The organism is Corallococcus sicarius, assembly GCF_003611735.1.
GTDB lineage: Bacteria > Myxococcota > Myxococcia > Myxococcales > Myxococcaceae > Corallococcus > Corallococcus sicarius.
Map to the genome: position 1 here is coordinate 1 of NZ_RAWG01000007.1, position 24,083 is coordinate 24,083.

Genomic DNA, 24,083 nt, shown 5'->3' on the forward strand with positions numbered 1-24,083 from the left:
GGTGCCGTCGAAGGGCGCGCGCACCACGGTGTGCGACAGCTGGAGGCGGGCCCCCTCGAGGACGCGCCGGGCGACGACGAGCTGCGCCCGGGCGAGGTTGAGCGCCTCCAGGGCAGCCCGGCCTGCGAAGGCGCGCTTCGGGAAGGCGTCCAGGAAGATGAGGGCGGGCTGGTCCGCGTGGATGCGCGACAGCTGCTCCTCGCTGACCTCGGCTTCGACCTCCAGGGCGGTGAGGTCCACCAGTTCAACGATGCCGCCCAGGTTGGTGCCGGAGAGCGCCGCCGGCGCGAGCACCGCGCCCTCGTCCGCGAGCTTGCGCGCCACGGTGCCGTCGAAGGGCGCGCGCACCACGGTGTGCGACAGCTGGAGGCGGGCCCCCTCGAGGACGCGCCGGGCGACGACGAGCTGCGCCCGGGCGAGGTTGAGCGCCTCCAGGGCAGCGCGGCCTGCGGTCTCCACGTCGAGCAGCTGGGCCCGGGAGACCGCGCCCTGCCTCGCGAGGGTGCGCGTGCGCTCGGTGGTGCGCTCGGCGTTGAAGCCCTGGGCACGGGAGGCGGCGAGCCGGGCCTCGGCGGCCCGCACCTCCGCCTCGACGCGGTCCAGCACCACGCGGGCGTCCCGGTCATCCAGACGGGCAATCACCTGGCCCTGCTCCACGGGCTCGCCCTCCTCGACGGCGACCTCCACGAGCTGGCCGGCGATCATCGGCGCGATGACCGAGCGGCGCCGCGAGTCGACGTAGCCGGAGGCGGACAGCTCCGTCTGCTGCTCTCCGGGAAGCGGCTCGCGCACCTCCGCGACGCGCACGGTCAGAGCGCGGCGCGCCACGGAGACGCCCAGCAGGACGAGCACCGCGAACAGGAGCGCCGCGGGGATGAGCCAGCGCAGCCTGCGGCGGCGCTTCAGGGGAGCGGCGGAGCGGTCGATGCGCAGCGCGTTCAGCGCGGTCTGGGTCTGTGCGTCGGTCACGGCTCGCCCTTGAAGAAGACCCTGGGGCCCCCAGAATTGAGGGTAGGAAGGCGAAAGGCGGGGTGCCACGGGTCCCGTCTCCCGGGGAACCTGCGCATCCGTGGCTCAATCGGAGGGACGCAGGGGAGGCAGGAGGCACTCCAGACGCTGCCGGGCATCGTCCAGTTCCTCCTCTTCCGGTCCTCCGCGCATGGAGCGTCCCTGGGAGAGGAGCAGGGTGCTGGCGGTCAGCGCCCGCTGGTACTTCAAGGCCGCGGCGCCCTGCAACATGGCGAGCACGCGGCCCGTGGAACCCGGCGCGGTGGGCCGGCTGCGGGGGCGAGGGGACGTCCTCTTCCGTGCGGTGTGACGGAAGAGCTTCCGGACCCTGGAGGTCTTCATCAACGCCGTCATCGGCCCCCATCAAGACGGCCACACCCATACGCCCGACGACGCGGTGACGGCCGTGCAGGTGGAGCCTGCCTGAGCGGGAGCACCAGCGGCACCAGGGCGACGGCCACGCCCACGACGACCCGCGCCCAGTCATCCACGTGCAGCGGGTGCAGCCCCACCAGGGACGCCAGCGGCCGCACCTGGATGAGCAGCACCGAGGCCCCCAGGGACACCGCGCAGATCCACCGGGCCGGGCGCGTGCGCAGCCGGGTGAGCACGGCCGCGAAGCTGGCGCTCGCGAGCGTGAGCGCCGCCAGCGCCACGGCGCGCCCATGCTCCACGTCGCGGCCCGCCCCCAGGCTCCGGTCGTAGCTCCAGACGAGCCCCACCGTCATCAGCCCCCCCACTAGTGCGAGGGTGAGCCACTGCGCCGGGGAGAAGAAGCGCGCGGGCCCCTGGCGCCGGCTCCGCACCGTCCCCAGCCGCCCTGGATGCGCCGCCGCCTGGAAGGCCAGCATCGCCGTGGGGTGGATGATGAGCTCCAGCCAGACGATGTGGATGGGCAGGTACAGGAGCGGATAGCCCGCCAGCGGAAGCAGCGCCGCGGTGGTCACCAGCGGGATGTGGATGAGCAGCAGGTACATGAAGCAGCGCCGGAGGTTGCCAAAGAGCTGCCGGCCCTCCGCGATGGCCCGCACCAGCGTGCCGAAGTCGTCGTCGAGCAGGACGATGGAGGACGCCTCTCGCGCGCCGCGAGTGCCTCGCTCCCCCATGGCGATGCCCACGTCGGCGGCCTGGAGCGCGGGGACATCATTCACGCCATCCCCGGTGGCCGCCACGACCTCGCCCTGGCGCTTCAGCGCCATGACCAGCGCGTACTTCTGCGCCGGCATCGCACGGGCCACCACGTCCACGCGCGGCACCTGCCCGCCATCGTGCAGCCGCGCCTGGAGCTCGTCCCCTGTCAGCACCGTGGGCCACGCTCCACCGAGCCCCAGGCGCCGCGCCACCGCCAGGGCCGTGTCCGGGTGGTCGCCCGTCACCATCACCGTGCGCAGGCCCGCTTCATGGCACTCCCGCACCGCCTCCGGCACGCCCTGGCGCACCGGATCCTCGAAGGCCGCAAGACCCAGGAAGCGGAAGCCGCGCTCCGGCTCTCCGCCCCTCCACGAGCCGGAGTCCAGCACCTGGCTCGCGCACGCGATGACCTTGCTCCCCTCTCCCGCGAGCGCCGAGACGCGCCGCTCCCACTCCGCGCGGGCGCCGGGCTCCAGCGCGCACAAGCGCAGCACCCGCTCTGGCGCGCCCTTCACCGCGGCGAGCAGTCCCCCGGCCCCGTCCACCACCACCGCCGTCTCACGCTGGCGCTCCTCGGTGAAGGGGAAGGTGGCCTCGGTCCTCCCCCGGGCGCCAGCGGGCAGGGCTCGCGCGGCCGCTTCGAGCAGCGCGGCGTCGAGGGGGTCCCTCCCCTCCTCCCGCGAGGCCAGGGCCGCGGTCCGCAGCAGCGCGTCCGGGGTGACGTCCGGCGCGGGCAGCAGGCGGGCCAACCGCAGGCGGCCCTCCGTCAGGGTGCCCGTCTTGTCCGAGCAGATGCAGGTCACCCGGCCGATGTTCTCCACGGAGACAGCGCGCCGCACCAGGGCCTGCCGCCGGGCCAACCGGTACACGCCGGCCCCCAGGAAGAAGGTGAGCGCCACCGGGAACTCCTCGGGGATGGCCGCCACGCCGAGCGTGGCCGCGCTCAGCAGCGCATCCATCCACCCGAAGCCCTGGCGCCAGCGCACGAAGGCGAGCACCGTGCACAGCACCCCGGCCACGCCCAACAGCACGGCCACCAGGTGCGCCACGGCCTGCTGCAGCGGCGTGCGCGCGTGCTCGCCCCGCGCGGCCGAGCGGGCAATGCTCCCGTAGAGCGTGTCCGGCCCGGTGAAGACGACGCGCACCCAGGCCGTCCCGGTGAGCAGCCGGGTTCCCGCCATGCCCCAGTGCGGTCCCTCCACCAGGGGCTCCTGTCCCGTGGGAAGCCGGCCCAGCGGCCGCTTGCGCACGGGCAGCGACTCTCCGGTCAGCGAGGACTCCTCGGCCTGCAAGGCCTCGCCGCGCACCACCAGTCCATCCGCCGGGAAATGCCAGCCCGCCTCCACGCGCACCAGGTCGCCCACCACCACGTCCTCGGCGGGCACGTCCTGTTCGCCCCCCTCCCGCAGCACCGTGGCGCGCGCGGCCAGCCGGCTCTGCAGGCCCTCCGTGGAGGCCTGGGTCCGGTGGTGCAGGAAGGCGTCCATGCCCAGCAGCGGGGCCATGGCCACGAGCAGCACCACGCCCTCCGACAGCTCGCCCAGCACGAAGTAGAGCGTGCTCGCGCACACGAGGAACCAGAGCATCGGGTCCGCCGCGGACTCGCGCAGCGTCTGGAGCGCGGAGCGGCGGGACCGCGTCAGCACGTCGTTGCGCCCGTAGCGGGCGCGCCGCTCCAAGACCTCGCTGGCGGCGAGCCCGCGGGCCTCGTCGACAGGGCAGGGAAGGCGGTGGACGGGGACGGGGATTCGCATGGTCGGTGTACCCGGAACCTGGGGCTGCGCTCGGAGCCTGGCAATGCGGTCGGGCGCGCGACGTCAGGGCGCCGCACCGCCGGGCTGGCGCCGCCCGCGGTCCACCTCGAGCAGCCAAGCCAGCACGGCACCGTGGATGGCCCCCACCGCGGCACCCGCGAGGATGAGCAGCGCCACGGGGCCCGCCAGCCTGGCCACCGACAGGGGCCAGGGCGTGGAGCCCGTCGCCTGGAGCTGCTGGCACTGCTCCTCGTGGGCCTGGCCGTCCTCTCCTCGTCAGAGGCCTTCCAATCCTTCCTCCGCCGTCTCCTCGACGCGACCGCGCCCATCATCGCCAGGCACCCCTTCTGGGGCGCGGTGCTCTTCATCCTCTTGTCCGCGCTGTCGGCGATGCTGGCTTTCTTCTCCAGCGCGCTGCTGCTGCCGGTGGCGTTGAACACCTGGAGTCACCGCCTGCATTGGCGGGAACGACAGGGTTTGGACCTGCAACCAATTGCGTCAAATCAAACTCTCGGCTTCGAGCGCGCACCCTCACCTCTGGGCAACGCGTGGCAGCCCGTGCCTTACTCACCACGCGCTCAAGGGACATCATCCAGACAACATATCCTTGACGGAGGTTGTCATGGCCCCAACGCCACACACCGACGAAGGCCCCCCGGAGTTCCAATTCCTGGTGCGAGGCAACGTCACCTACCGCCACGGGCTCGCCATCACAGGCGCCACGGTGCGTGCCTTTGACAAGAGCCTGCGCGACGAGGCGCTGCTCGCGGAGGGGACCACCAACGAGTACGGCAACTTCGAGCTCTGGTACTCCCTCGAGCAGCTTCGCAAGCGGAACAAGCCGCAAGCCGATCTCATCGTTCGCGCCTACGCGCCCCCGGCTCCGGGTGGGCCCAGGGAGGCCGGAGAGCCGCTGGCCGAGTCGAGGATCATCTTCAAGGCCCAGACGGTGGAGAAGCTCCGCCTCCTGGTCAAGGGCGGTCCGGAGACCCTCTGGTCCGAGTACGAACAGCTCATGTCCGAGCTGAAGCCGCTGCTCGAGGGCGTCTCGCTCGCGGAGCTCTCCGAGGACGCCGACCGCAAGGACCTCACATTCCTGGCCGGACACACCGGGGTGCCTCCCAAGAAGATCGCGGCGCTGGTGGTGGCGCACAAGCTCGCGGCGAAGTCGGGGCTCGCGTCCCCGGAGATCTTCTACGGTCTGGTGCGCAAGGGGATGGGCACGAACCTCTCAGCGCTGATGGCCCAGGGCCCGGAGACGCTCCGCCGCGTGGTGGAGAACGCCGCCACCCGGCGGCTCATCCCCGGCAAGCTCAAGCTCAAACCCGACGAGGTCCAGGCACAGCTCCACCGCGCCGCCGTGCAACAGGCCGCGAGCCCGGGCCCCGAGGACGAAAGGCCAGGGTTTGGCGACCTGCTCGCCACCACGCTTCCCAATCAGGAGCAACGGGAGGCGTTCGTCTCCAGGTATCTGGAGCACAAGGGCCCGGCGACGGAGTTCTGGAAGGCCTTGGAGGCCGACCCGGCCCTCCAGCCCCGCATCCCGGAATTGCAACTGACGCTCCAGTTGGGCGCGCTGACCGACAACCACCCTCCCCTCGTGCGGGCGCTGCTGCGGATGCGCGCGGCGGGGGCGTTCAAGTCCTTCCAGGACCTGGCGAGCTTCGACCAGAAGCAGTGGCTGAAGATCATTGGCGGACTCAAGGAACCCGAAGCCCAGCGGATCCCCGCGTCGATCCCAGGGGACGACCTGCGCACCCGGACGCTCGTCTACGCCGACACCCTCCGGCGCATCCTCGATGACACGCTGCCAGAGCAGACCGTGGCCTGGCGCGCACGCGAGGACAAGAGCCTGCATGAGGATGTCCGCGCGTTCTTCGCCCACGTGACGGAGGACGGCACCGGGTTCGACCTGCGTCAGGGGGATGTGACCCAGGCGCTCGCCCGCACGCCGACCCTGATGAAGAGCATCAAGGACCCGGGGCTCGTGAAGGCGCGCGTCCAGGGCATGCAGCGGGTGTTCAAGCTCACCCCGCGTTACGACGGGATGAAGTCGCTGCTCGACGCCGGACTGGACTCGGCGCTCGCCATCTCCCAGGTCGACCGGGAAGCCTTCGCCGCGAGCTTCAAGGGCGCCTTCGGGACCCGGGCGCTGGCGCGGCACACCCACAACGTGGCGGGCCACGTCTCCGCCTCCGCGCTCCACCTGCTGGCCAACCATGGCGAGGAGTTCAACCGCGTGGAGGTGGCGGCCCTGGCCTCGGCGCTGCCCTCTGGCGTGCCCAACCTGGAGTCGCTGTTCGGCACGCTGGACCTGTGCAGGTGTGAGCACTGCCGCTCCGTCTATGGCCCCGCCGCCTACTACACCGAGGTGCTCGCGTTCCTGAAGGAGCGCAGGCAGACCCGCACGCTGCCGGGGGGCGGGACGGCCCTGACGAACGCGCGCGACCTCCTGTTCGACCGGCGGCCCGACCTGGGGGACATCGAGCTGACGTGCGACAACGCACAGCTCACGCTCCCGTACGTCGACCTGGTCAACGAGTTGCTGGAGAACGCCGTCTCTCCACCTCCCACGTTCACGATCGCGGCAACGCTGCAGGCGGACCTCGACAGCCGCACGCTGTCCAACGCGGTCCGCGCGGCCTTCACCCAGAATGGCGTGACCCTGGGCACGAGCCATCTGGTGGTGGTGGCGCAGGCGGGCTCCCGCTGGTTCGTCACCGACCATACGGACCTCTGGCCCCTCCAGAAGGACACGACCACCGGGCTGCTCAAGGTGGGCCCGGTGGCCTATCAAAGCAGTGGGAGCTCGGCGGAGCTGAGCGCGACACCACAGCACCGCAACGAGGCCGCGTACGATCGGCTCCGCGCGGCCGTGTTTCCCTGGACGCTCCCGCTGGACCTGGCGTGGGAGGAGGCGCGGCTGTACCTGGGCCACCTGGGAGTGCGGCGCGACGAGCTGATGCGGCGCGTGCGCATCCCGGACCCGTTGGCGGCCCTCACCCATCTGGACATCGCCTCCGAGTTGCTTGGCCTGCTCCCCGTCGAGCGGCAGCTCCTGTCGCGAGGACGGCCGGTGCGGCTGGTCGTCACCACCCCGCTCGCCTCGCTCTCCGGGACGCAGAGCGTGGGCGCCGTGGTGCTCGCGGCGGGTGACATCGTGCTGCTGACGGCCCAGACGGTGGCCGCGCAGAACGGCCTGTACACCGTGGCCACCGGCGCCTGGACCCGGGATCCCGCCCGCACCGCGTTCGTGCAGATCCTCCCCCCCGTGGCCGGCCTCCGCGTCCGGTGGTTGATGAGCCCGGTGGGCAGCGCCGCCTCCCAGGCGACCGCCGTGGACACCTGGGACGTCTGGGGGTTGAAGGAGACGGGCAACACCGTCAGCGTCTTCGACCCGACCTCCCCCACCAACCCCGTCGTGAAGTCCCTGGGCTGGCTGGAGGCGCTGGGCCAGGTGCGCGTGGTGCTCGACCGCGCGGCGCTGGAGTACGAGGAGCTGATCAGCCTGCTCCAGCTGAAGTTCATCCAGGCGAACCTCACGCTGCGGATCGAGTCCGCGGATCCCTCGGACCTGACGACCTGTGACACCGCGAAGCTCGTCCTGAAGGGACTGACCGCGGAGGTCGTCGACCGCCTGCACCGCTTCGTGCGGCTGTGGCGCCGGCTCGGCTGGAGCATGCGGGACCTGGACAACGCCATCGCCATCTTCAGCGGCGGCACCGCGGACGTGAACGCCCGCCTCGACGACGCGCTGTTCCTCAAGCTCTCGCACGTCCAGCGGCTGAACGAACAGCTGGGGCTGCCGGTGGAGTCGCTGCTGGCGTTCTGGGCCCCCATGGACATCCAGGGAGACGCGTCACTGTACAAGCGCGTCTTCCTGAACCCGGCGCTGAGCAAGCCCTCGGAGCCGGCCTTCCGCCTTTCGGGCTCGGAGCTGGCCATCGTCACCGAGGCGCCCGCCGAGGCGCTCATCTCCAAACAGGCGCCCGTCATCCTCGCCGCGCTGGGCATCGGCGCCGCGGGCCTGTCGGCGCTCACCGCCGAGGTGGTCGCCGACAACAAACTCAACCTCGCGAACCTCTCCAGACTCTACCGCTACACGCAGCTCGCGAAGGGCCTGGGCCTGGAGCTCCCCGACCTCCTCACGCTGCTGTCCCTGGCGGTCATCAACCCCTTCAATCCAGCGCAGACGGCGGACACGCTCCTGTTCGCGAGCCTGGTCGCGGACGTGCGCGCCTCCGGGTTCAGCATCCCCGAACTCGACTACCTGCTGCGCCACCGCTTCACCCAGGCGTCCGGGCTGGCCGCGTCGGACGAGGAGATCGCCGCGACGCTGGACACCCTCCGGGGCGACCTGCGGCAGATCCAGGATGAGACCACGCTCCGGGCGGACCCGACGGGCGCCCTCCCCCGCAGCCGGCTGGCCCAGCTCCAGTGGCCGACGGAGATCATCGAGGAGGTGGTCAACACGCTGAATGGCCAGGTCCTCTACGAGGCGCCCCTCGCCGCGCTGCCGGCGGGCCTCCAGTTCCCGGCGTCACTCCAGGGCCGGGCCACGTACGACGCCACCGGCGCCCGGCTGCGCGTCCTGGGGCCCCTCACCCAGGCCGAGCGGACGGACCTCCAGAGCGCGTCCACCGACGCGGCCTTCCGCACGGCGGTGGGCGTGCTCTTCGCACTGCCACGCAACGTGCTCGCAGCGAAGATGAAGGCCTTCACGCTGCCCACCTTCTCCACCGCCCTGGCGAACCTGCCTGCGGGACTGGTGTTCCCCCGGGAGCTGGGCGGGCGCATCTACCACGACGCCCCCGCGGGCCAGCTCCGCTTCGCCGGCATGATGACGAACACGGAGCGCGCGCTGCTCCGGGGGCTCTCCACGAACGCCGCGTACCTGACGGCCATCGACGCGCTCTTCGCCGCGCCCGCCAGCTACACGCCCCCGGCGGACAACACCTTCATCACCAGCACGGACACCGCCCTGCTCTTCGACACGGCGCAGACGCCCGAGCAGCGCTTCACCCTGGTCCTGGGCAAGCTGCTCACCTACCTGCGCACGGCCCTGAGCACCGGGAGGGTCATCCAGCGACTGGCGGGCGCGCTGGCCCTGGAGCCGCGGGCCACCGCCGAGCTGCTCACCCGTCAGCTCCCCTCGCTGTCCGTCGCCGGGCAGAAGGCCATCGCCGACTTCCTCGCGCCCGCGTACGCGGAGAGCAACGCGAACGTCGCCCTGAAGCCGGCCTCCTTCCCCAACCTCTTCAAGACCTTCATCCGGTTGCAGAAGGCCGCGCTGCTCGTCACCCGGCTGAAGATGACGACGCAGCAGATCACGTGGTTCTCCGACTTCGGCCCCACGGTCGTGCGCCGCCCGGTGGCCTGGGCCCACGATGCGGCGGTGATGGCGGGCTGGCTCCAGCCGGACGTGCTGCCCGTCACGCCCATCCTCACGCCCTCGCCGGTGCTCTTCGCGAGCTGGCTCCGCCTGGTCGCGCTGTGCCAGTTGCGCGACCGGCTCCCCCGGGGCGAGGCCGCGCTCAGCGCCCTGTTCGCGCTCGCGCGGCGCACCACGCCCGTCCCCACGCTCGACGAGTTCCTCCAGGAGGTGAGCACGCGGACCGGCTGGAACCGGGGCGAGCTGCTCGTCGCGTCCCCCGCGGTCATCCCCTCGTTCCCCAATGACTCCAAGGACGAGGTGGGGCTGTCGCGGCTGGAGGACTTCATGAAAGTCCTCCTGCAACTGGAGGTCCCCGCCGACCGGGCCCGCGAGTGGAGCCTGCCCGAGCTCACGCCGGACAACGCGCGCGCCGTGCTCAACGCGGTGAAGGCCCGCTACTCGGAGACGGAGTGGCCGGAGGTGGCGCGGAAGCTCCGGGACGTGCTGCGCGAGCGCCAGCGCGCGGCGCTGGTGGCGTATCTGGTCCCCCGTCCCAACGCGGCGCTCGGACAGAAGTGGGACGGCCCCAACAGCCTGTACGCGCACTACCTCATCGACGTGGAGATGACGCCCTGCTTCCTCACGTCGAGGATCAAGCAGGCCAGCAGCACCGCGCAGCTCTTCGTGCAGCGCTGCCTGATGGGGCTGGAGGCGGACCGGGGCATCATCGCGGATCAGCTCACCGACGCGGGCTGGCTCCAGTGGCAGTGGATGAAGAGCTACCGCGTCTGGGAGGCGAACCGGAAGGTCTTCCTGTACCCGGAGAACTGGCTGGAGCCCGAGCTGCGGGACGACAAGACGCCGCTTTTCGAGCAACTGGAGGGCGCGCTGCTCCAGGGGGACCTCAACTCCGAGAACGCCGACGACGCGTTCCTCGGCTACCTGGAGAAGCTCGACGAGGTCGCGCGGCTTGAGATCGTGGGCGTGTACCCGGAGCCCGCGCTGGAAGGGCTCCAGCCGGAGATCCTCCACGTCTTCGGGCGCACGCGGGGCGGCACTCCGGTCTACTTCTACCGGCAGCGCATTGGCGCGGGGCGCTGGACCCACTGGGAGCGGCTCGAGGCCGACATCAGCGGCGCGCAGATCATCCCGGTGGTCTGGAACTCCCGCATCCACGTCTTCTGGCCCATCATCTCGGAGGTCGCCGAGCCGGCGAACACGAGCACCACCCAGCCCACGGCGCCGACGAAGTACTTCGAGATCCAGCTCGCGTGGACCGAGCGCAGGCATGATCGCTGGACGACGAAGAAGCTCACCGACGACAAGGTGCGCTCCAACCTCGTCCCCGACGCGCGGCTGACGGATGGCGGCAGGAGCAGGCACACCTTCCGCGCCTCGCTCGAAGGCGCCGGGCTGCGCATCTGGTACGAGTACGAGAACCCGGAGCTGACGCGGACCATCCCCACCCCACCCACCTATTACGGGGGCCCGGGGGGGACGATCACGATCCACTACGCCCTCATCAAGGGGTTCCACTTCACCGGCTGCAACGGGCGGATCGACCTCTTCGAGAAGGAGGTCTACGGGGTGTTCCCCCCCAGGGGGACCCGCGTCGACGGCATGCAGTTCTCCTCGGTGACGAGGTCACCGCTCTACCTGCCGCGGACCCCGGACGGGAAGAACGAGAACGTGGCGCTGGGCCTGATGCCGGGCAGATACAGCCTCGCGTACGCCTACGACGACAACTCGATCAACGGCCACGGATCCTTCTTCTTCCAGGATGACGTCAAGACGTTCTTCGTCACGCCCGAACAGGTCACACAGACCGCGTGGGCGGCGGATGCGACCCGGGTGGCGCCCACGGTGATCGACACCGTGCGCACCACCTACTACGAGCCCCGTCGGCTCGCGCGCCCCGTGGACCGCGCACAGCGGATCGATCCCGTCCCCGTCCGGAAGCAGAAGCTCGTCGAGAAGGCACGGGCGCGCGCGGAGCAGCGCAAGCGCCTCCCGTCCGGCACGCCGAAGGAGGCCCGTGAGAAGCAGGAGGCCCCGGCCACTTCCGGCGCCATCGAGAAGCCCCGGACGAAGGCGCCCCTGCGCCGCCGGGAGGTCACCCTGGTGCTCGACCGGGGCGACCGCAAGCGCTTCACGCTCGCCAGCTACATCCAGGACTCGCGCCTGTTCGCGAAGGCCATCGTGGCCCCCCTGGCGTCCGTGGAGGTCCGCTACAGGTTCTGGACCTTCTACCACCCGTATGTCTGCAACTTCATCTCGCAGCTCAACTGGCGGGGCATGGACGGGCTCTTGCGGCGCAAGCTCCAGCTCCAGTCCGCGAAGATCTTCAAGACGCGCTACGCGCCGACGGGGTTGGTCAACCGGGGAGACGCCGTCAAGGAGGACAAGTACCCTGTCGAGGACGTCGACTTCACGCGGCTCGGTGCCTACTCCCAATACAACTGGGAGCTGTTCTTCCATGCGCCGCTGCTCATCGCCTCGCGGCTGTCGCAGAACCAGCGGTTCGAGGACGCCCAGCGCTGGTTCCACTTCATCTTCGATCCGACCAACACGGCCGACACCGCGGTCCCGCAGAAGTACTGGCGCCCCCGGCCCTTCTACGAGCAGACCCAGGCGGACTACGCGAAGCAGCGCATCGACAACCTGCTCATGCTGCTGGCCAAGGGGCTCTCGGACCCGGAGCTGGACCAGCAGGTCTCCGAGTGGAGGAGCCACCCGTTCGATCCGCACGCGATCGCGCGGCTGCGGCTGGCCGCCTACCAGAAGTCGGTGGTGATGAAGTACCTCGACAATCTCATCGCCTGGGGAGATCAGCTCTTCCGGCAGGACACCATCGAGTCGCTCAACGAGGCCACCCAGCTCTACGTGCTCGCCGCGGAGATCCTCGGGCGCCGGCCCAGGAGCATCCCGCCCCGCGCGCTGCCCCAGGTGCAGACGTACAACTCGCTGGCCCCCACGCTCACCAGCCTCTCCAACAAGCTGGTGGACCTGGAGCAGATCGTCCCGGCGCCACGCCCCGACAGCGTCATCGTCCCGCCGGGGGCGCCACCTCCCCTGCCCAAGCTGCTGTACTTCTGCGTGCCGGCGAACGACAAGCTGCTCGGGTACTGGGACACGGTCTCCGACCGGCTCTTCAAGATCCGCAACTGCATGAACATCGAAGGTGTCGTCCGGGAGCTGCCGCTCTTCGAACCGCCCATCGATCCGGGGTTGCTGGTGCGGGCCGCGGCGGCCGGGGTCGACATCTCCAGCGCGCTGAGCGACCTGGACACCGCCCAGCCCCACTACCGCTTCACCCTGCTCACCCAGAGGGCCACGGAGCTGGCGGTGGAGCTCAAGTCGCTCGGCACGGCCCTCCTGTCGGCGCTGGAGAAGCGGGATGGCGAGGAGCTGGCGATCCAGCGCGCGACCCAGGAGGCGACGCTCCTGTCGCTGGTGGAGAAGACCCGGCAGCAGCAGCACGCGGAGGCCACCCAGGCCCTGGTCGCGCTGCGCGCCTCACGCGAGATCGTGATCGAGCGCTGGAAGTACTACCAGCGGATGTTGGGGATCACGAGCCCCGTGGCCCCCGCCGAGGGAGCGGCACTCCCGGAGCAGGCGCCTCCCGACCTGGCCACCACCAGCCTGGAGGGGACCAAGCTGACCCTGCACGAGAAACAGGAGCTGGATCAGCTCAAGGTGTCCCACGACAAGCAGGGCACCGCGGCGGATTGGGAGTTCGTGGGCAGCCTGCTCGCCACCATTCCGAACGTCAGCCTCGCCGTGAAGCCCTGGGGTGTGGGCGCGGGGGTTTCTTTCGGAGGCTCGAACCTGGGCGCGGCCATGGGCGCGGCCGCCAACCGCTACCGCAGTGACTCGGCGGCCTCCGCCTACGGCGGCGGCCGCGCGGCCCGGCTCGCCCAGTTCATGATGCGCGAGAGCGACTGGTCCCTGCAGAGCAACCTGGCCGCGAAGGAACTCGTCCACATCGATCAGCAGATCGCCGCCGCCCTGCTGCGCGAGCAGATCACCCAGTCGGAGCTGGACAACCACCGCAAGCAGTTGGAGCACTCACGGAGCATCGTGGACTTCATGCGCTCGAAGTACACGAACCGCGAGCTCTTCGACTGGACGGTGGGCCAGGTGTCCTCGCTCTACTTCCAGGCCTACCAGCTCGCCTACGAGATGGCGAAGCGCACCGAGCGGGCCTTCCGCTTCGAGCTGGCGCTCCAGGAGTCGAACTTCATCCGGTTCGGCTACTGGGACAGCCTGAGAAAGGGGCTGCTCTCGGGCGAGCGCCTCTTCCAGGACCTGAAGCGGATGGAGAGCGCCTACCTGGATCAGAACCGGCGCGAGTATGAGATCTCCAAGCACGTGTCGCTCGCGGCGCTCCACCCGGAGGCGCTCGTCTCCCTCCAGGAGACGGGGAGCTGCTTCGTCCAGCTCCCCGAGGCGATCTTCGACGTGGATCACCCCGGGCACTACCTGCGCAGGCTCAAGTCGGTGAGCCTCACCCTTCCGTGCGTGGCGGGGCCCTACACCAGCATCAGCTGCAAGCTCACGCTGCTGGGAAACCGCATCCGCAAGGAGACGCGCACGACGCCGGCCCACGCCTGGTCGGGGCCCGACGACACGCGGTTCGTCTACAACAGCGGCGGCATCCAGTCCGTCGTCACCAGCTCCGGCCGGGAGGACAGCGGCCTCTTCGAGCTGAATCCCCGCGACGAGCGCTACCTGCCATTCGAGGGTGCGGGCGCCATCAGCTCCTGGCGTCTGGAGTTGCCCAACGCGTTCCGGCAGTTCGACTACCGCACCCTGACGGACGTGGTCCTGCACGTGCGCTACACGGCGCGCGACGGCGGAGAGCCGCTCAAGCAGGCGGCCCTGGCCCAGTTGGAGAACGCGCTCCGACAGATGGAGCTGGAGGAAGGCAGCAAGGGGCTCTACCGGCTCTTCAGCGCGCGCCACGAGTTCCCCGACGAATGGCACGGCTTCCTGTACCCGCCCGACGGGCAGACGGGGCCGCAGCGGCTGTCGCTCCCCGTCTCGCGCGACCTCTTCCCCGGTTCGTTGCAGGACCGGGCCCTGAAGATCGACGGGCTGAAGCTCTTCCTGAGCCTGAAGCCGGGGACGACGTATGACAACGTCAACAACGTCGTCCTCACGCTGAAGCCGCCGGGTGCCGCCCCCTCGCAGCCGGTGGAGCCCGGACGTGGCAATGCCCGGCTGGGTGGACTGCCGTATGACTCCATCAGCTTCGGCACGGGGGTGGGCGTGGCGGACGGCCCTGCGCAGACCTGGACGTTGGACGCCACCACCGTCCCCGCGACGCTGCTCATGGACGTGACGACGCCGGGTGGCACCGTGAAGCGCATCAACCCGGACCTGGTGCTCGATTTCGCCCTGCTATGCCATTACACGTTCTAGCGCCGGGGCGGGACGCGACAGTCCCCGCGTGGCCCACGCTCCGGGCCTGGATGGACGGGGCCGCCCGTCGTCTCCGCGCGCGGGCGCCCTCGGGGCACCTGGGCGAGCTGTTCGAGCGGACGTTCGCGCTGCCCGGCGGAGACCCGCGCTACGCCGGCAATGCGCTGGTGCCCGGAGCGCTGCCCCTCGAGGTGTCTTTCTCGGAGGGTGCGCCGGAGCAACTCCGGTTCGACGTGGAGCCGTTCGGGCCGCTGCTCGCCGCCAGGGAGCGGCTTGCCCAGGCGGAGCACACGTTGCGCGCGCAGGCACGACAGTCCTTCCCGCCCGCGACGACCACAGCGCTCGACGCGGTGTTCGAGCCCTGGCACGGACGGAGCCCGGGAGAGGCCGCGCGTTTTGGCGCGTTCTTCGGTGCCGTGCTCGATGGGACCGGGCTCGCGGAGCTCAAGCTGTATCGCGAGACGGGCCCCGTCGAGTCCCTTCCCTCGCACGTGAAGCAGGAGGCGCTCGCGGTCTCCACGCTGCTGCCAGGCGTCGAGCCGCACCTGCACTCGATCGCCGTGGGCAGGGGTGGCGTCGCCGAGCGCCTCTATCTGTTGTGCCGCCAGGGATTGCGCCTGCGCGGCCTGGAGCGCCTCGCGGCCGAAGCGGGAATGACCGGGTCGTTTCCCGCCTTCCTCCAGACCGTGACCCTGCTGACCGGGGGAAGGCTGGTGCTGCCACCGGACTCCGCCATCATCGGCGTGCGCCGGAAGCCGGACGGGTGGGAGCTCAAGCTGGAGCTGTTGCCGGGAGCGCTGGCCCCTTCGCACGTCGCGCGCCGCGCCGCGGTCGAGCAGGTCCTCGCCGGACGTCCCGAGGCGTGGCGTGCCTTCCGCCGCTGGATGGAGGCCGTGCGTCCCGAGGGCACCACCTCCGCGGGGGAGATCACCGTCGTCAGCGTGCGCGTGGCCCCCAGCACCCTTCCCGCCCTCAACGTCTACCTGTGTCCCAGCACGCCATTCCGGATGGAGGAGCGACCCGATGACGCCTTCGGCTTTCGATGAGCAGCGCATGGAGATCGCCCGGAGGGCGGCGGCGCTGCTGTACCAGCGAGGGGCTTCACGCGTGTGGGTCTTCGGGTCCCTGGGCCGGGGCGAGCCGCAGGATCGTCGCTCCGACCTGGACCTCGCCGTCGAAGGGCTCCCCCCGGCCCGGCTGCATGAGGCGGCCCGCGACGTCGCGCACCTGGTGGGCTTCCACTCCGACGTCCTCGACAGCCAGGCCCTCGAGCCCAACATCCGAGCCGGGTTCATGGTCTCCCGCCAGTTGATGGCGCGCGGCGCCGCGACGGAAGGTGGCATGGCCCGACGGCCCGTCACGTCAAGGCAGGAGCCCGGCCCCCTCGCGGCCGATCCCCGGGCCGGCCTGCAGCAGCAGCGCCTGGACGCGGTGAGCCGGATGCTCCAGGCAACGGGCGCGCGGCGGGTGCTGGACCTCGGGTGCGGCAGCGGCGGCCTGCTGTCGCTGCTCGCACGGGAGTCCCAATACGAGGTGCTCACGGGCGTCGATCTCTCCGAGGAGTCGCTGAGCGCGGCCCGCCGTCGGCTGTCGCTCCACCTCACCCCCGCGCAGCAGGGCCGCGTGCAGCTGTTCCTCGGCATCGTGACGCACCGGGATCCGCGACTGCTCGGCCATGATGCCGCGGCGGCCGTGGAGGTGATCGAGCACATGGACCCGCCCGTGCTCGCCGCCTTCGAGCACGTCGTCTTCACCTATGCGCGGCCCGCCACGCTCGTCATCACCACACCCAACGCCGAGTACAACGTGAAGTGGAGCTCCGGCCCGGGCAGGTCCTTCCGCCATCCGGATCACCGCTTCGAGTGGACCCGCGCCGAGTTCCACGCATGGATGGACGAGGTCGCGCGCCGCTCGGGTTATCAGGCCCGCTGGGCGGGCATCGGTCCCGAGGATCCGAGGTGGGGTCCCCCCACCCAGATGGCTGTGTTCTCACGCTGATCAAACCGTCGTCCGGACCGCGCCATGCCAAACGACGAAAAACCCAACCAAGAGGTTCGAGGGCAGGTGCAGACCGGCCAGCGCCCGACGACCGGTCCGGCCCCTTCCGGAGCGCCCGGCGAGTCTGGCGCGCCAAAGGCAGCCATGCTCCTCCCCGCGCTCACGCTCCCCAAGGGCGGCGGCGCGGTCCGCGGCATCGGAGAGAAGTTCTCCACCCATCCGGTCACCGGGACCGGCTCGCTGAGCATCCCGATCGCCACCTCCCCGGGACGGGCCGGCTTCGAAATGGCCCTCAGCCTCCGCTACGACTCAGGCTCGGGCAACGGGCCCTTCGGGTTGGGTTGGCAACTGTCGGTGCCGTCGATCGCCCGGAAGACAGACAAGGGGCTCCCGCGCTACCTCGACGCGGAGGACTCGGACGACTTCCTGCTCTCCGGCGCGGAGGACCTGGTTCCCGCCTTCGCGGCGGACGGGGGAACAATCCCTGACACCTTCGATTCCGGCGAGCACCGGGTGCAGCGCTACCGGCCCCGCAGCGAGGGCTTGTACGCGCGCATCGAGCGGTGGACCCAGCGACAGACGGGCGACGCGCACTGGCGCGTGATGACGCACGACAACGTCCTCAACATCTACGGCAGGAGCCCGGGCGCCCGGATGGTGGACCCGGCGCACCCGGCGCGGGTCTTCTCCTGGTTGCTGGAGGAGACGCGAGACGACCGCGGCAACGTCGCCCGATACACGTACAAGGCGGAGGATGCCGCCGGGGTCGACACGGGACGGCTCAGCGAAGCGAGCCGGTTCGAGCGCTCAGCGGACGGAACGCGCCGCTTCCTTGCCACGGCGCAGCGCTACCTGAAGCGGATCCAGTACGGGAACCTGGCCCCGGTGATGGACCGGGAGGCGCCCCTGCCCGCCCGCGACGAGGACTGGCTCCTGGAGATCATCCTCGACTACGGCGAGCACGACGACGCGGCACCGACCCCCGCCGAGGTGAGAGCGTGGCCGGTCCGCCAGGACGCCTTCTCCAGCTTCCGTGCCACGTTCGAGGTGAGGACGTATCGGCTGTGCCGTCGCGTCCTCATGTTTCACCGCTTCGAGGAGCTGGGGCCCGCGCCCTGCCTCGTGCGCTCCACCGACTTCGGCTACGGCGAGGATGCATCCGTCACCTACCTGGAGCACGCGACCCAGGCGGGCTACCGGCGGGCCGCGGAGGGCGTCGGCTACGAACGGGCGACCCTGCCGCCGCTCGAGCTGAGCTACGCGAGGCCGGTCGTTCATGGGGAACTCCGGACGGTGGACCCCGCCAGCCTGGAGGGCCTCCCCGGAGGCGTTCCTGGCGGGGGCGCGCAGTGGGTGGACCTTGACGGCGAGGGGCTTCCGGGCGCGCTGATCCCGACCCGGCAGGCCTGGCTGTACAAGGCGAACCTGGGAGGCGGACGTCTCGCTCCGCCCCGGTTGTTGCGCTCGCTGCCTTCCCCCTCGGAGCTGGCCCCGGGAGCGCAGCAGCTCGTCGATCTGGACGGGGATGGCCGGCTGGAGCTGGTGCAGTACACGCCGCCCCTGTCTGGATATTTCTCGCGGACCTCCGAGGGCGGCTGGACGCCGTTCATGGCGTTGCGCGACCTGCCCCGCATCGACTGGAACGATCCGAACCTGCGCTTCATCGACCTGGATGGCGATGGACACCCGGACGTCCTCATCACCGAGCAGGACGCATTCGTCTGGTACCGCTCCCTGGCGAAGGGCGGCTTCGAGCCCGCTGAGCGCGTCCGCAAGGCCACGGAGGAGCGACGGGGCCCGACCGTCGTCTTCGCGGACGGGACGGAGAGCATCCAGCTCGCGGACATGAGCGGGGATGGAATGGTGGACCTCGTCCGCGTCCGCAACAGCGAGGTCTGCTACTGGCCGAACCTGGGTCACGGCCGGTTCGGTCGCAAGGTGACGCTCGGCGGAAGCCCCACGTTCGACGCCCCGGATGAATTCGACCCCCGTCGCATCCGCTTCGCGGACATCGACGGCTCCGGGACCAGCGACCTGCTCTACTCCGGCCGGGACGGCGTGCGTCTGTATTTCAATCAGGCGGGCAACGCGCTCTCCGCGCCGACCCGGCTGGAGTCGCTGCCGCCCGTGGACTCGCTGACCCACCTGTCCGTGGTGGACCTGCTGGGAACGGGAACCGCGTGTCTCGTCTGGTCGTCCCCGCTGCAGCGGAACCAGGCCCGCCCGCTGGCCTATGTCGACTTGATGGGCGGCCAGAAGCCGCACCTGCTCCAGCGCGTCGCCAACAACCTCGGGGCCGAGACACGCATCTCGTACGCGCCGTCGACGAAGTTCTATCTGCAGGACAAGGCGGCCCGCAGGCCCTGGCTCACCCGCCTCGCCTTCCCGGTCCAGGTCGTTGAACGCGTCGAGCATGTCGACGGGGTCTCGAAGACGCGGAGCGTGACCCGCTTCGCGTACCACCACGGATACTTCGACGGACACGAGCGGGAGTTCCGGGGCTTCGCCTGCGTCGAGCAGTGGGACGCGGAGCAGCTGTCCGGCGAAGGCGGTGGGGGCGGAGTGCTCGACCTGCCGCCCGTCCGGACCGTCACCTGGTACCACACGGGAGCGTGGCTCGAGCGCGAGCGCATGGAGCGGGAGCTCGCGAAGGAATGGTACGCCGGGGATCCGGGCGCGCCGCTCCTCCCCGGCAGCCGCGTGCCCCTCGGCGTGACGGTGGACGCGCAGCGGGAGGCGGCGCGCGCCATGCGAGGCCTGGCCCTGCGCCAGGAGGTCTACGGGATGGACGGGACGGCGGACGCGTCGCGCCCGTACCTCGTCACGCAGAGCAACTTCCAGGTCCGGTGCCTCCAGTCCAGGGGCGCGAACCGGTATGGGGTGTTCGATGTCCATCCCCGCGAGACGCTCACCGTCCACACCGAGCGGAGGCTGGGCGATCCGCGCGTGGAGCACGAACTCGCGCTGGAGGTCGACCCGCGGGGGCACGTGCGGCGCTCGGCGCAGGTGGCGTACCCGCGTGTCAGTGAGGCCGAGCCCGAGCAGCGCCAGTTGCTGGCCACCTGCATTCGCTCCGAGCTGGCGCCTCCGCTCGGCACCGCCACCGACTTCCGGCACGGCGTTCCCACCGAGCGCGTGCACTACGAGCTCCCGCTGGGGACCGGCAGCGGGCTGCTCTCGTTCGAGGCGGTCGACGCGGCGATGCTCGAGGCGGCGGAGGTGGGCTTCGACGCCACTGTGACCGTCGGGCAGAAGCGCGTCCTGGCACGCAGCCGCCACCGCTACTACCGGGATGACCTGTCCGGCCCGCTGGGCATGGGCATCGCGGGGACGCGCGCGCTTCAATACGATCAGCACACGCTGACACTGCCGGCCACGCTCCAGGCGTCCGTCTTCGGCGTGCTCATTCCAGACAGCGAGTACACCGACGCGGCCGGCTATCTCCGGATCGATGGCGACCTGTGGACCGGCTCCAGCGTGCCGGTCTACGACCCGGCGCGGTTCTACCAGGCGGTCCAGGTCACGGACCTCTTCGGCAACACCTCCTCCGTCCGCTACGACCGGTACGCGCTCCACGCGGTCGAGCAACACACCTCGGACGCTCCCGCGTTCGACAGCGTCACCAGGGCCGAGGTCGACTACCGCACACGGATCCCGTGGCGCATCACCGACGCCCAGGGCAACCGCAATGCCGTTGCCTTCGACGCGCTGGGCATGGTGGTGGCCACCGCGGCGATGGGCCGCGACGGCGCGGCAGAGGGCGACACCCTCGCGGATCCAACGACGCGCATCGAGTACGACGTCTCCCGCTGGCAGCGGGAAGGACGGCCGGCGTTCGTCCACACCTTCGCGCGCGAACAGCACGGGGCCGCGAATCCGCGCTGGCTCGAGTCCTACAGCTACTCGGATGGCTCCGGCCGGGAGGTGCTCAAGAAAGCGCAGGCGGAGCCCGGGCCGGGCGGAGCGCCGCGCTGGGTGGGAACGGGGCGTACCGTCTTCGACAACAAGGGCAACCCCGTCAAGCGATACGAGCCGTACTTCTCCACCACCTTCGAGTACGAGGACGACCCGGCGCAGGTCATGACGGGCCACTCCTCGCTCTTCCGTTACGATCCGCTGTCACGGCTGATCCGCACCGACTTTCCGGACGGCACCTTCGCGACCGTCACCTTCGACGCCTGGAGCGAAACCCGCGCCGACGCCAGCGACAACGTGCTGGAGAGCGCCTGGTACGCGGAGCGGATCGCGCGCCCGCCAGGAGATCCCGATCGCCGCGCCGCCGAACTGGCTGCCGCGCACGCGCATACCCCCGCCGTTCACCTGGTCGATCCGCTGGGCCGGACGTTCCTCTCCATCGCGGACAACGGCTCGGACGGGAAGTACCTGACGCGCCTCAAGCTCGACATCCAGGGTGAACACCGCGAGGTGATGGACGCGCGCGGCATCACGGTGCTCCGGCAGACCTTCGACATGTCGGGGAACACCCTCCGCGTGGAGAGCAGCGATGCCGGCGTCACCCTCAACCTGTTCGACGGGATGGCCCGCCCGTACCGCACGTGGGACGGGCGAGGCTACGCGCACCGCAAGCACTACGACCGCCTCCGCCGGCTCACGCACGCCTACGTGACACCGCCCTCGCAGCCGGAGTTCCTGGCCGAGCGGCTGTTCTATGGCGAGGGCCTGCCTGGGCCCCACCTGCGGGGACGGCTGGTCCATCACTTCGACGGCGCCGGTGTCACCACCCACGAGGCGTATGACTTCGAGGGCCGCATCATCCGGACGTCGCGCCGCCTGGCGATCAGCTACCGGGCGGAGCCCCGCTGGGCGCCACTCGACGCGCTCACCGATCCGGGAGCGGCCCTCACCGCGGCCGCGCCGCTGCTTGAGGCGGACGTCCTCACCACGCGCACCGACTACGACGCGATGAGCCGGGCCATGCGTGTGATCACACCGGACGGCACGACGGCGGCGTTCGCGTACAACGAAGCCGCGTTGCTGGAGCGCGTCGACGTGGGCGTGCGCGGCGCACCGGCTTCCCGGTTCGTCGACACCATCGACTACAACGCCCGGGGCCAGCGCACCCGCGTCGTCTACGGCAACGGGGGTGTCACGTCGACGTTCGAGTACGACGAGCCCTCGACCATGCTGGTGCGGGTCCTCGCCGCGCGCGCGTCGGACGGGGCGGTGCTGCAGGACCTGCGGTACGTGCTGGATCCGGCGCACAACATCGTCGAGGCCCGCGACGGCGCGCAGCAGCGGGTGTACTTCAACGGCGGCTCGACCGACGGCACCCAGCGCTTCGAGTACGACGCCCTCTACCGCCTCAGGCGCGCGGAGGGCCGTGAGCATCCCGGGCAGGTGGGCTACGCGCTCGGGCCGAACGGCTACCCCGAGCCGCCCCTGGCGCAGCTCCCACACGCGAACAATCTGCAGGCCCTGCTGCGCTACGTCCAGCAGTACCGCTACGACACGGTCGGTAACCTCCAGGAGGTGAAGCACGCGATACCGCTCGCGCCGGGGAGCGGCTGGACGCGGGCCTACGAATACGCGCCCGACAGCAACCGCCTGGCGTGGACCAGCCTGCCCGGAGACGGCCCGCCAGGCCCGCACGCGCCGCGCTACCAATATGACGAGCGCGGCAACCTGGTCGCCATGCCGCACCTGTCGTCGCTGCGATGGGACCATGACGACCGGCTGGCGTCCGTCGAGCTGGGGGGAGGAGCGCGGGCCTATTACGTCTACGACAGCCAGGGACAGCGCGTCCGCAAGGTCGTCGAGGCGGGCGGCACAGCGCGCGAGCGCGTGTACGTCGGCAATTTCGAGCGCTACCGCGAGCGCACGGGCTCCACCGTGACGCTCGAGCGCCAGACGGTCCACGTGTACGACGGCCACGTGCGGATGGCGTTGGTCGAGACCGACGTGACGCAGGTGGCGTCCCCGGGAGCGACGCGCATCCGGCTGCAGTTCTCCAATCACCTCGGGACCGCGTCGGTGGAGAGCACGCTCGACGGCGTCCCCATCTCCTACGAGGAGTACCACCCGTTCGGCGGCAGCGCGTTCCGTTCGGGCGATCCCGACAAGCGCTACCGCTACACCGGCAAGGAGCGCGATGACGAGACGGGCTTCTACTACCACGGGGCGCGCTATTACGCGGCCTGGCTCGGCCGGTGGACGAGCCCCGACCCGGCCGGCCTGGTCGACGGGACCGACGTCTACTCCTACGCCGAGAACAACCCCATCAAGTTCAGCGACCCGACCGGCCTGTGGAAATGGCCGAGCCTCCGAACCGTCGCGGTGGTGGCGGCGGTGGTGGTGGTGGGCGCGGTGGTCACGGTCGCCACCGCCGGAGCCGCCGCGCCGCTGGTGGGAGCGGGAGTCGCCAGCATCGGCCTGACCGGGACCGCCGCCACCGTCGCGACAGGGGTCGTGGTGGGCGCGGTCGCCGGCACGACGGGAGCCGTGGCCAGCGAGGTGACGCGCACCGGCGTGGGCGAGGGGCGCCTGCCCACCGGGCGCGAGCTGGGGCACGCGGCGACCGTCGGGGCCGCGCTCGGCGTGGTCACCGGTGGCGTCGGCTCGTTCGCTTCCACGGCGCGTGGCGTACAGATGGCGAGCACCGCATCACAGGCGGTGTCACGGGTCCCCGGCGCCGCGGCCGTGGCCAGGGCCGCGAGCGCGACCGGCCGAGCCGCGTCGACGGTCGCGCAGGCACCAGGCATCTCACAAGCCGTGCGAGCCACGGCCACGGTCGCCCGCGTCACCGGGCATGGCCTCGGCACCATCGAAAGGGCGGCCGGAAGCGCGGGCGTTCGCGCGGCGCGCGGCGTCTTCACCAACGCCCAGGCGACGACATTCCTGGACGCCGTCCAGACTTCTCGCAGCGTCAGCGCCGCTTTCGGCGCGGCCCGATCCGCCACGCCGTTGCGCTCGGCCGCCGATCCGGCGGCCGACCTCTTTGGCCCGGGCGCCCAGTCGCATCCGGAGACCTGGGCTGAACACACCGCCACCGCGCGGGGCATGGGCGCCACCATCGAACCACGGCCCGGCACGCTCGCGTACATGCCCAGCTCCTCCCCCGGTCAGGCGGGAACGATGTATCTGGACCCGAACGCATCGTTGTCCGCGCTCAAGCACGAACTGCAGCACCTCGTGGACGATGCCGCCCGCGGATTCCCCGGTCAGGCGGCGCTCCTCGGCAATCCCTCCATTCGCTGGGCTTTCGAACGCTCCGCCTATGCGAAGGAGATAGCGCTCGCCCGCCGGATGCTCGGCGAACCCACGACCGCCGGCACCGCGGCCACGCGCGAGCAGATCCAACAGTTGATCACTTCGCTCCAACAGCTGCGCACCGCGGAATGGCGCAGGCTCTTCATGCCTCACGTGGGACGATGAAC

8 protein-coding genes are annotated in these 24,083 nt (G+C 70.8%); 4 read left to right on the forward strand and 4 right to left on the reverse strand.

What is annotated here, in order from left to right; all coding sequences use genetic code 11:
• The 4 genes from D7X12_RS02020 to D7X12_RS44910 form a co-directional block, all read right to left on the reverse strand.
• On the reverse strand, positions 1 to 969 hold a 969-nt coding region (locus tag D7X12_RS02020; protein ID WP_120623579.1), incomplete at its 3' end, for an efflux RND transporter periplasmic adaptor subunit.
• Positions 970 to 1,074: 105 nt separating this feature from the next.
• Positions 1,075 to 1,350, reverse strand: coding sequence for a hypothetical protein (locus tag D7X12_RS02025; RefSeq protein WP_147443486.1), 276 nt, complete (start codon positions 1,348 to 1,350; stop codon positions 1,075 to 1,077).
• An 8-nt stretch (positions 1,351 to 1,358) separates the two neighbouring features.
• The gene (locus tag D7X12_RS02030) at positions 1,359 to 3,893 is read right to left on the reverse strand and encodes a cation-translocating P-type ATPase (protein WP_120623581.1); all 2,535 of its coding nucleotides are present in this window, start codon (positions 3,891 to 3,893) and stop codon (positions 1,359 to 1,361) included.
• Positions 3,894 to 3,956: 63 nt separating this feature from the next.
• Positions 3,957 to 4,091 (reverse strand): hypothetical protein, encoded by a 135-nt coding sequence (locus D7X12_RS44910; protein WP_279637125.1) that lies wholly within the window; start codon positions 4,089 to 4,091, stop codon positions 3,957 to 3,959.
• Between the two features lie 424 nt (positions 4,092 to 4,515).
• Here D7X12_RS44910 and D7X12_RS02040 point away from each other — a divergent pair, with 424 nt between their 5' ends.
• From D7X12_RS02040 to D7X12_RS02055, 4 genes are all read left to right on the forward strand, one after another.
• On the forward strand, positions 4,516 to 14,691 hold the full coding sequence (locus tag D7X12_RS02040) for a Tc toxin subunit A-related protein (protein WP_147443487.1): 10,176 nt from the start codon (positions 4,516 to 4,518) through the stop codon (positions 14,689 to 14,691).
• A gap of 50 nt (positions 14,692 to 14,741) precedes the next feature.
• Positions 14,742 to 15,737, forward strand: a complete 996-nt coding sequence (locus D7X12_RS02045) for a hypothetical protein (protein ID WP_120623583.1) — start codon at positions 14,742 to 14,744, stop codon at positions 15,735 to 15,737.
• Positions 15,715 to 16,689 carry a methyltransferase domain-containing protein gene (locus D7X12_RS02050; RefSeq protein WP_120623584.1) on the forward strand — a complete coding sequence of 325 codons (975 nt, stop codon included), beginning with the start codon at positions 15,715 to 15,717 and terminating at the stop codon, positions 16,687 to 16,689. Before D7X12_RS02045 ends, D7X12_RS02050 begins: the two co-directional genes overlap by 23 nt.
• Positions 16,690 to 16,833: 144 nt before the next feature.
• On the forward strand, positions 16,834 to 24,081 hold the full coding sequence (locus tag D7X12_RS02055) for a SpvB/TcaC N-terminal domain-containing protein (protein WP_158619925.1): 7,248 nt from the start codon (positions 16,834 to 16,836) through the stop codon (positions 24,079 to 24,081).
• Positions 24,082 to 24,083: the final 2 nt, after the last annotated feature.

Coding starts and splice junctions, on each gene's coding strand:
- D7X12_RS02030 (WP_120623581.1), bottom strand. CDS start 3,893: ATGCGAATCCCCGTCCCCGTCCACCGCCTTCCCTGCCCTGTCGACGAG.
- D7X12_RS02050 (WP_120623584.1), top strand. CDS start 15,715: ATGACGCCTTCGGCTTTCGATGAGCAGCGCATGGAGATCGCCCGGAGG.
- D7X12_RS02025 (WP_147443486.1), bottom strand. CDS start 1,350: ATGAAGACCTCCAGGGTCCGGAAGCTCTTCCGTCACACCGCACGGAAG.
- D7X12_RS02055 (WP_158619925.1), top strand. CDS start 16,834: ATGCTCCTCCCCGCGCTCACGCTCCCCAAGGGCGGCGGCGCGGTCCGC.
- D7X12_RS02045 (WP_120623583.1), top strand. CDS start 14,742: ATGGACGGGGCCGCCCGTCGTCTCCGCGCGCGGGCGCCCTCGGGGCAC.
- D7X12_RS02040 (WP_147443487.1), top strand. CDS start 4,516: ATGGCCCCAACGCCACACACCGACGAAGGCCCCCCGGAGTTCCAATTC.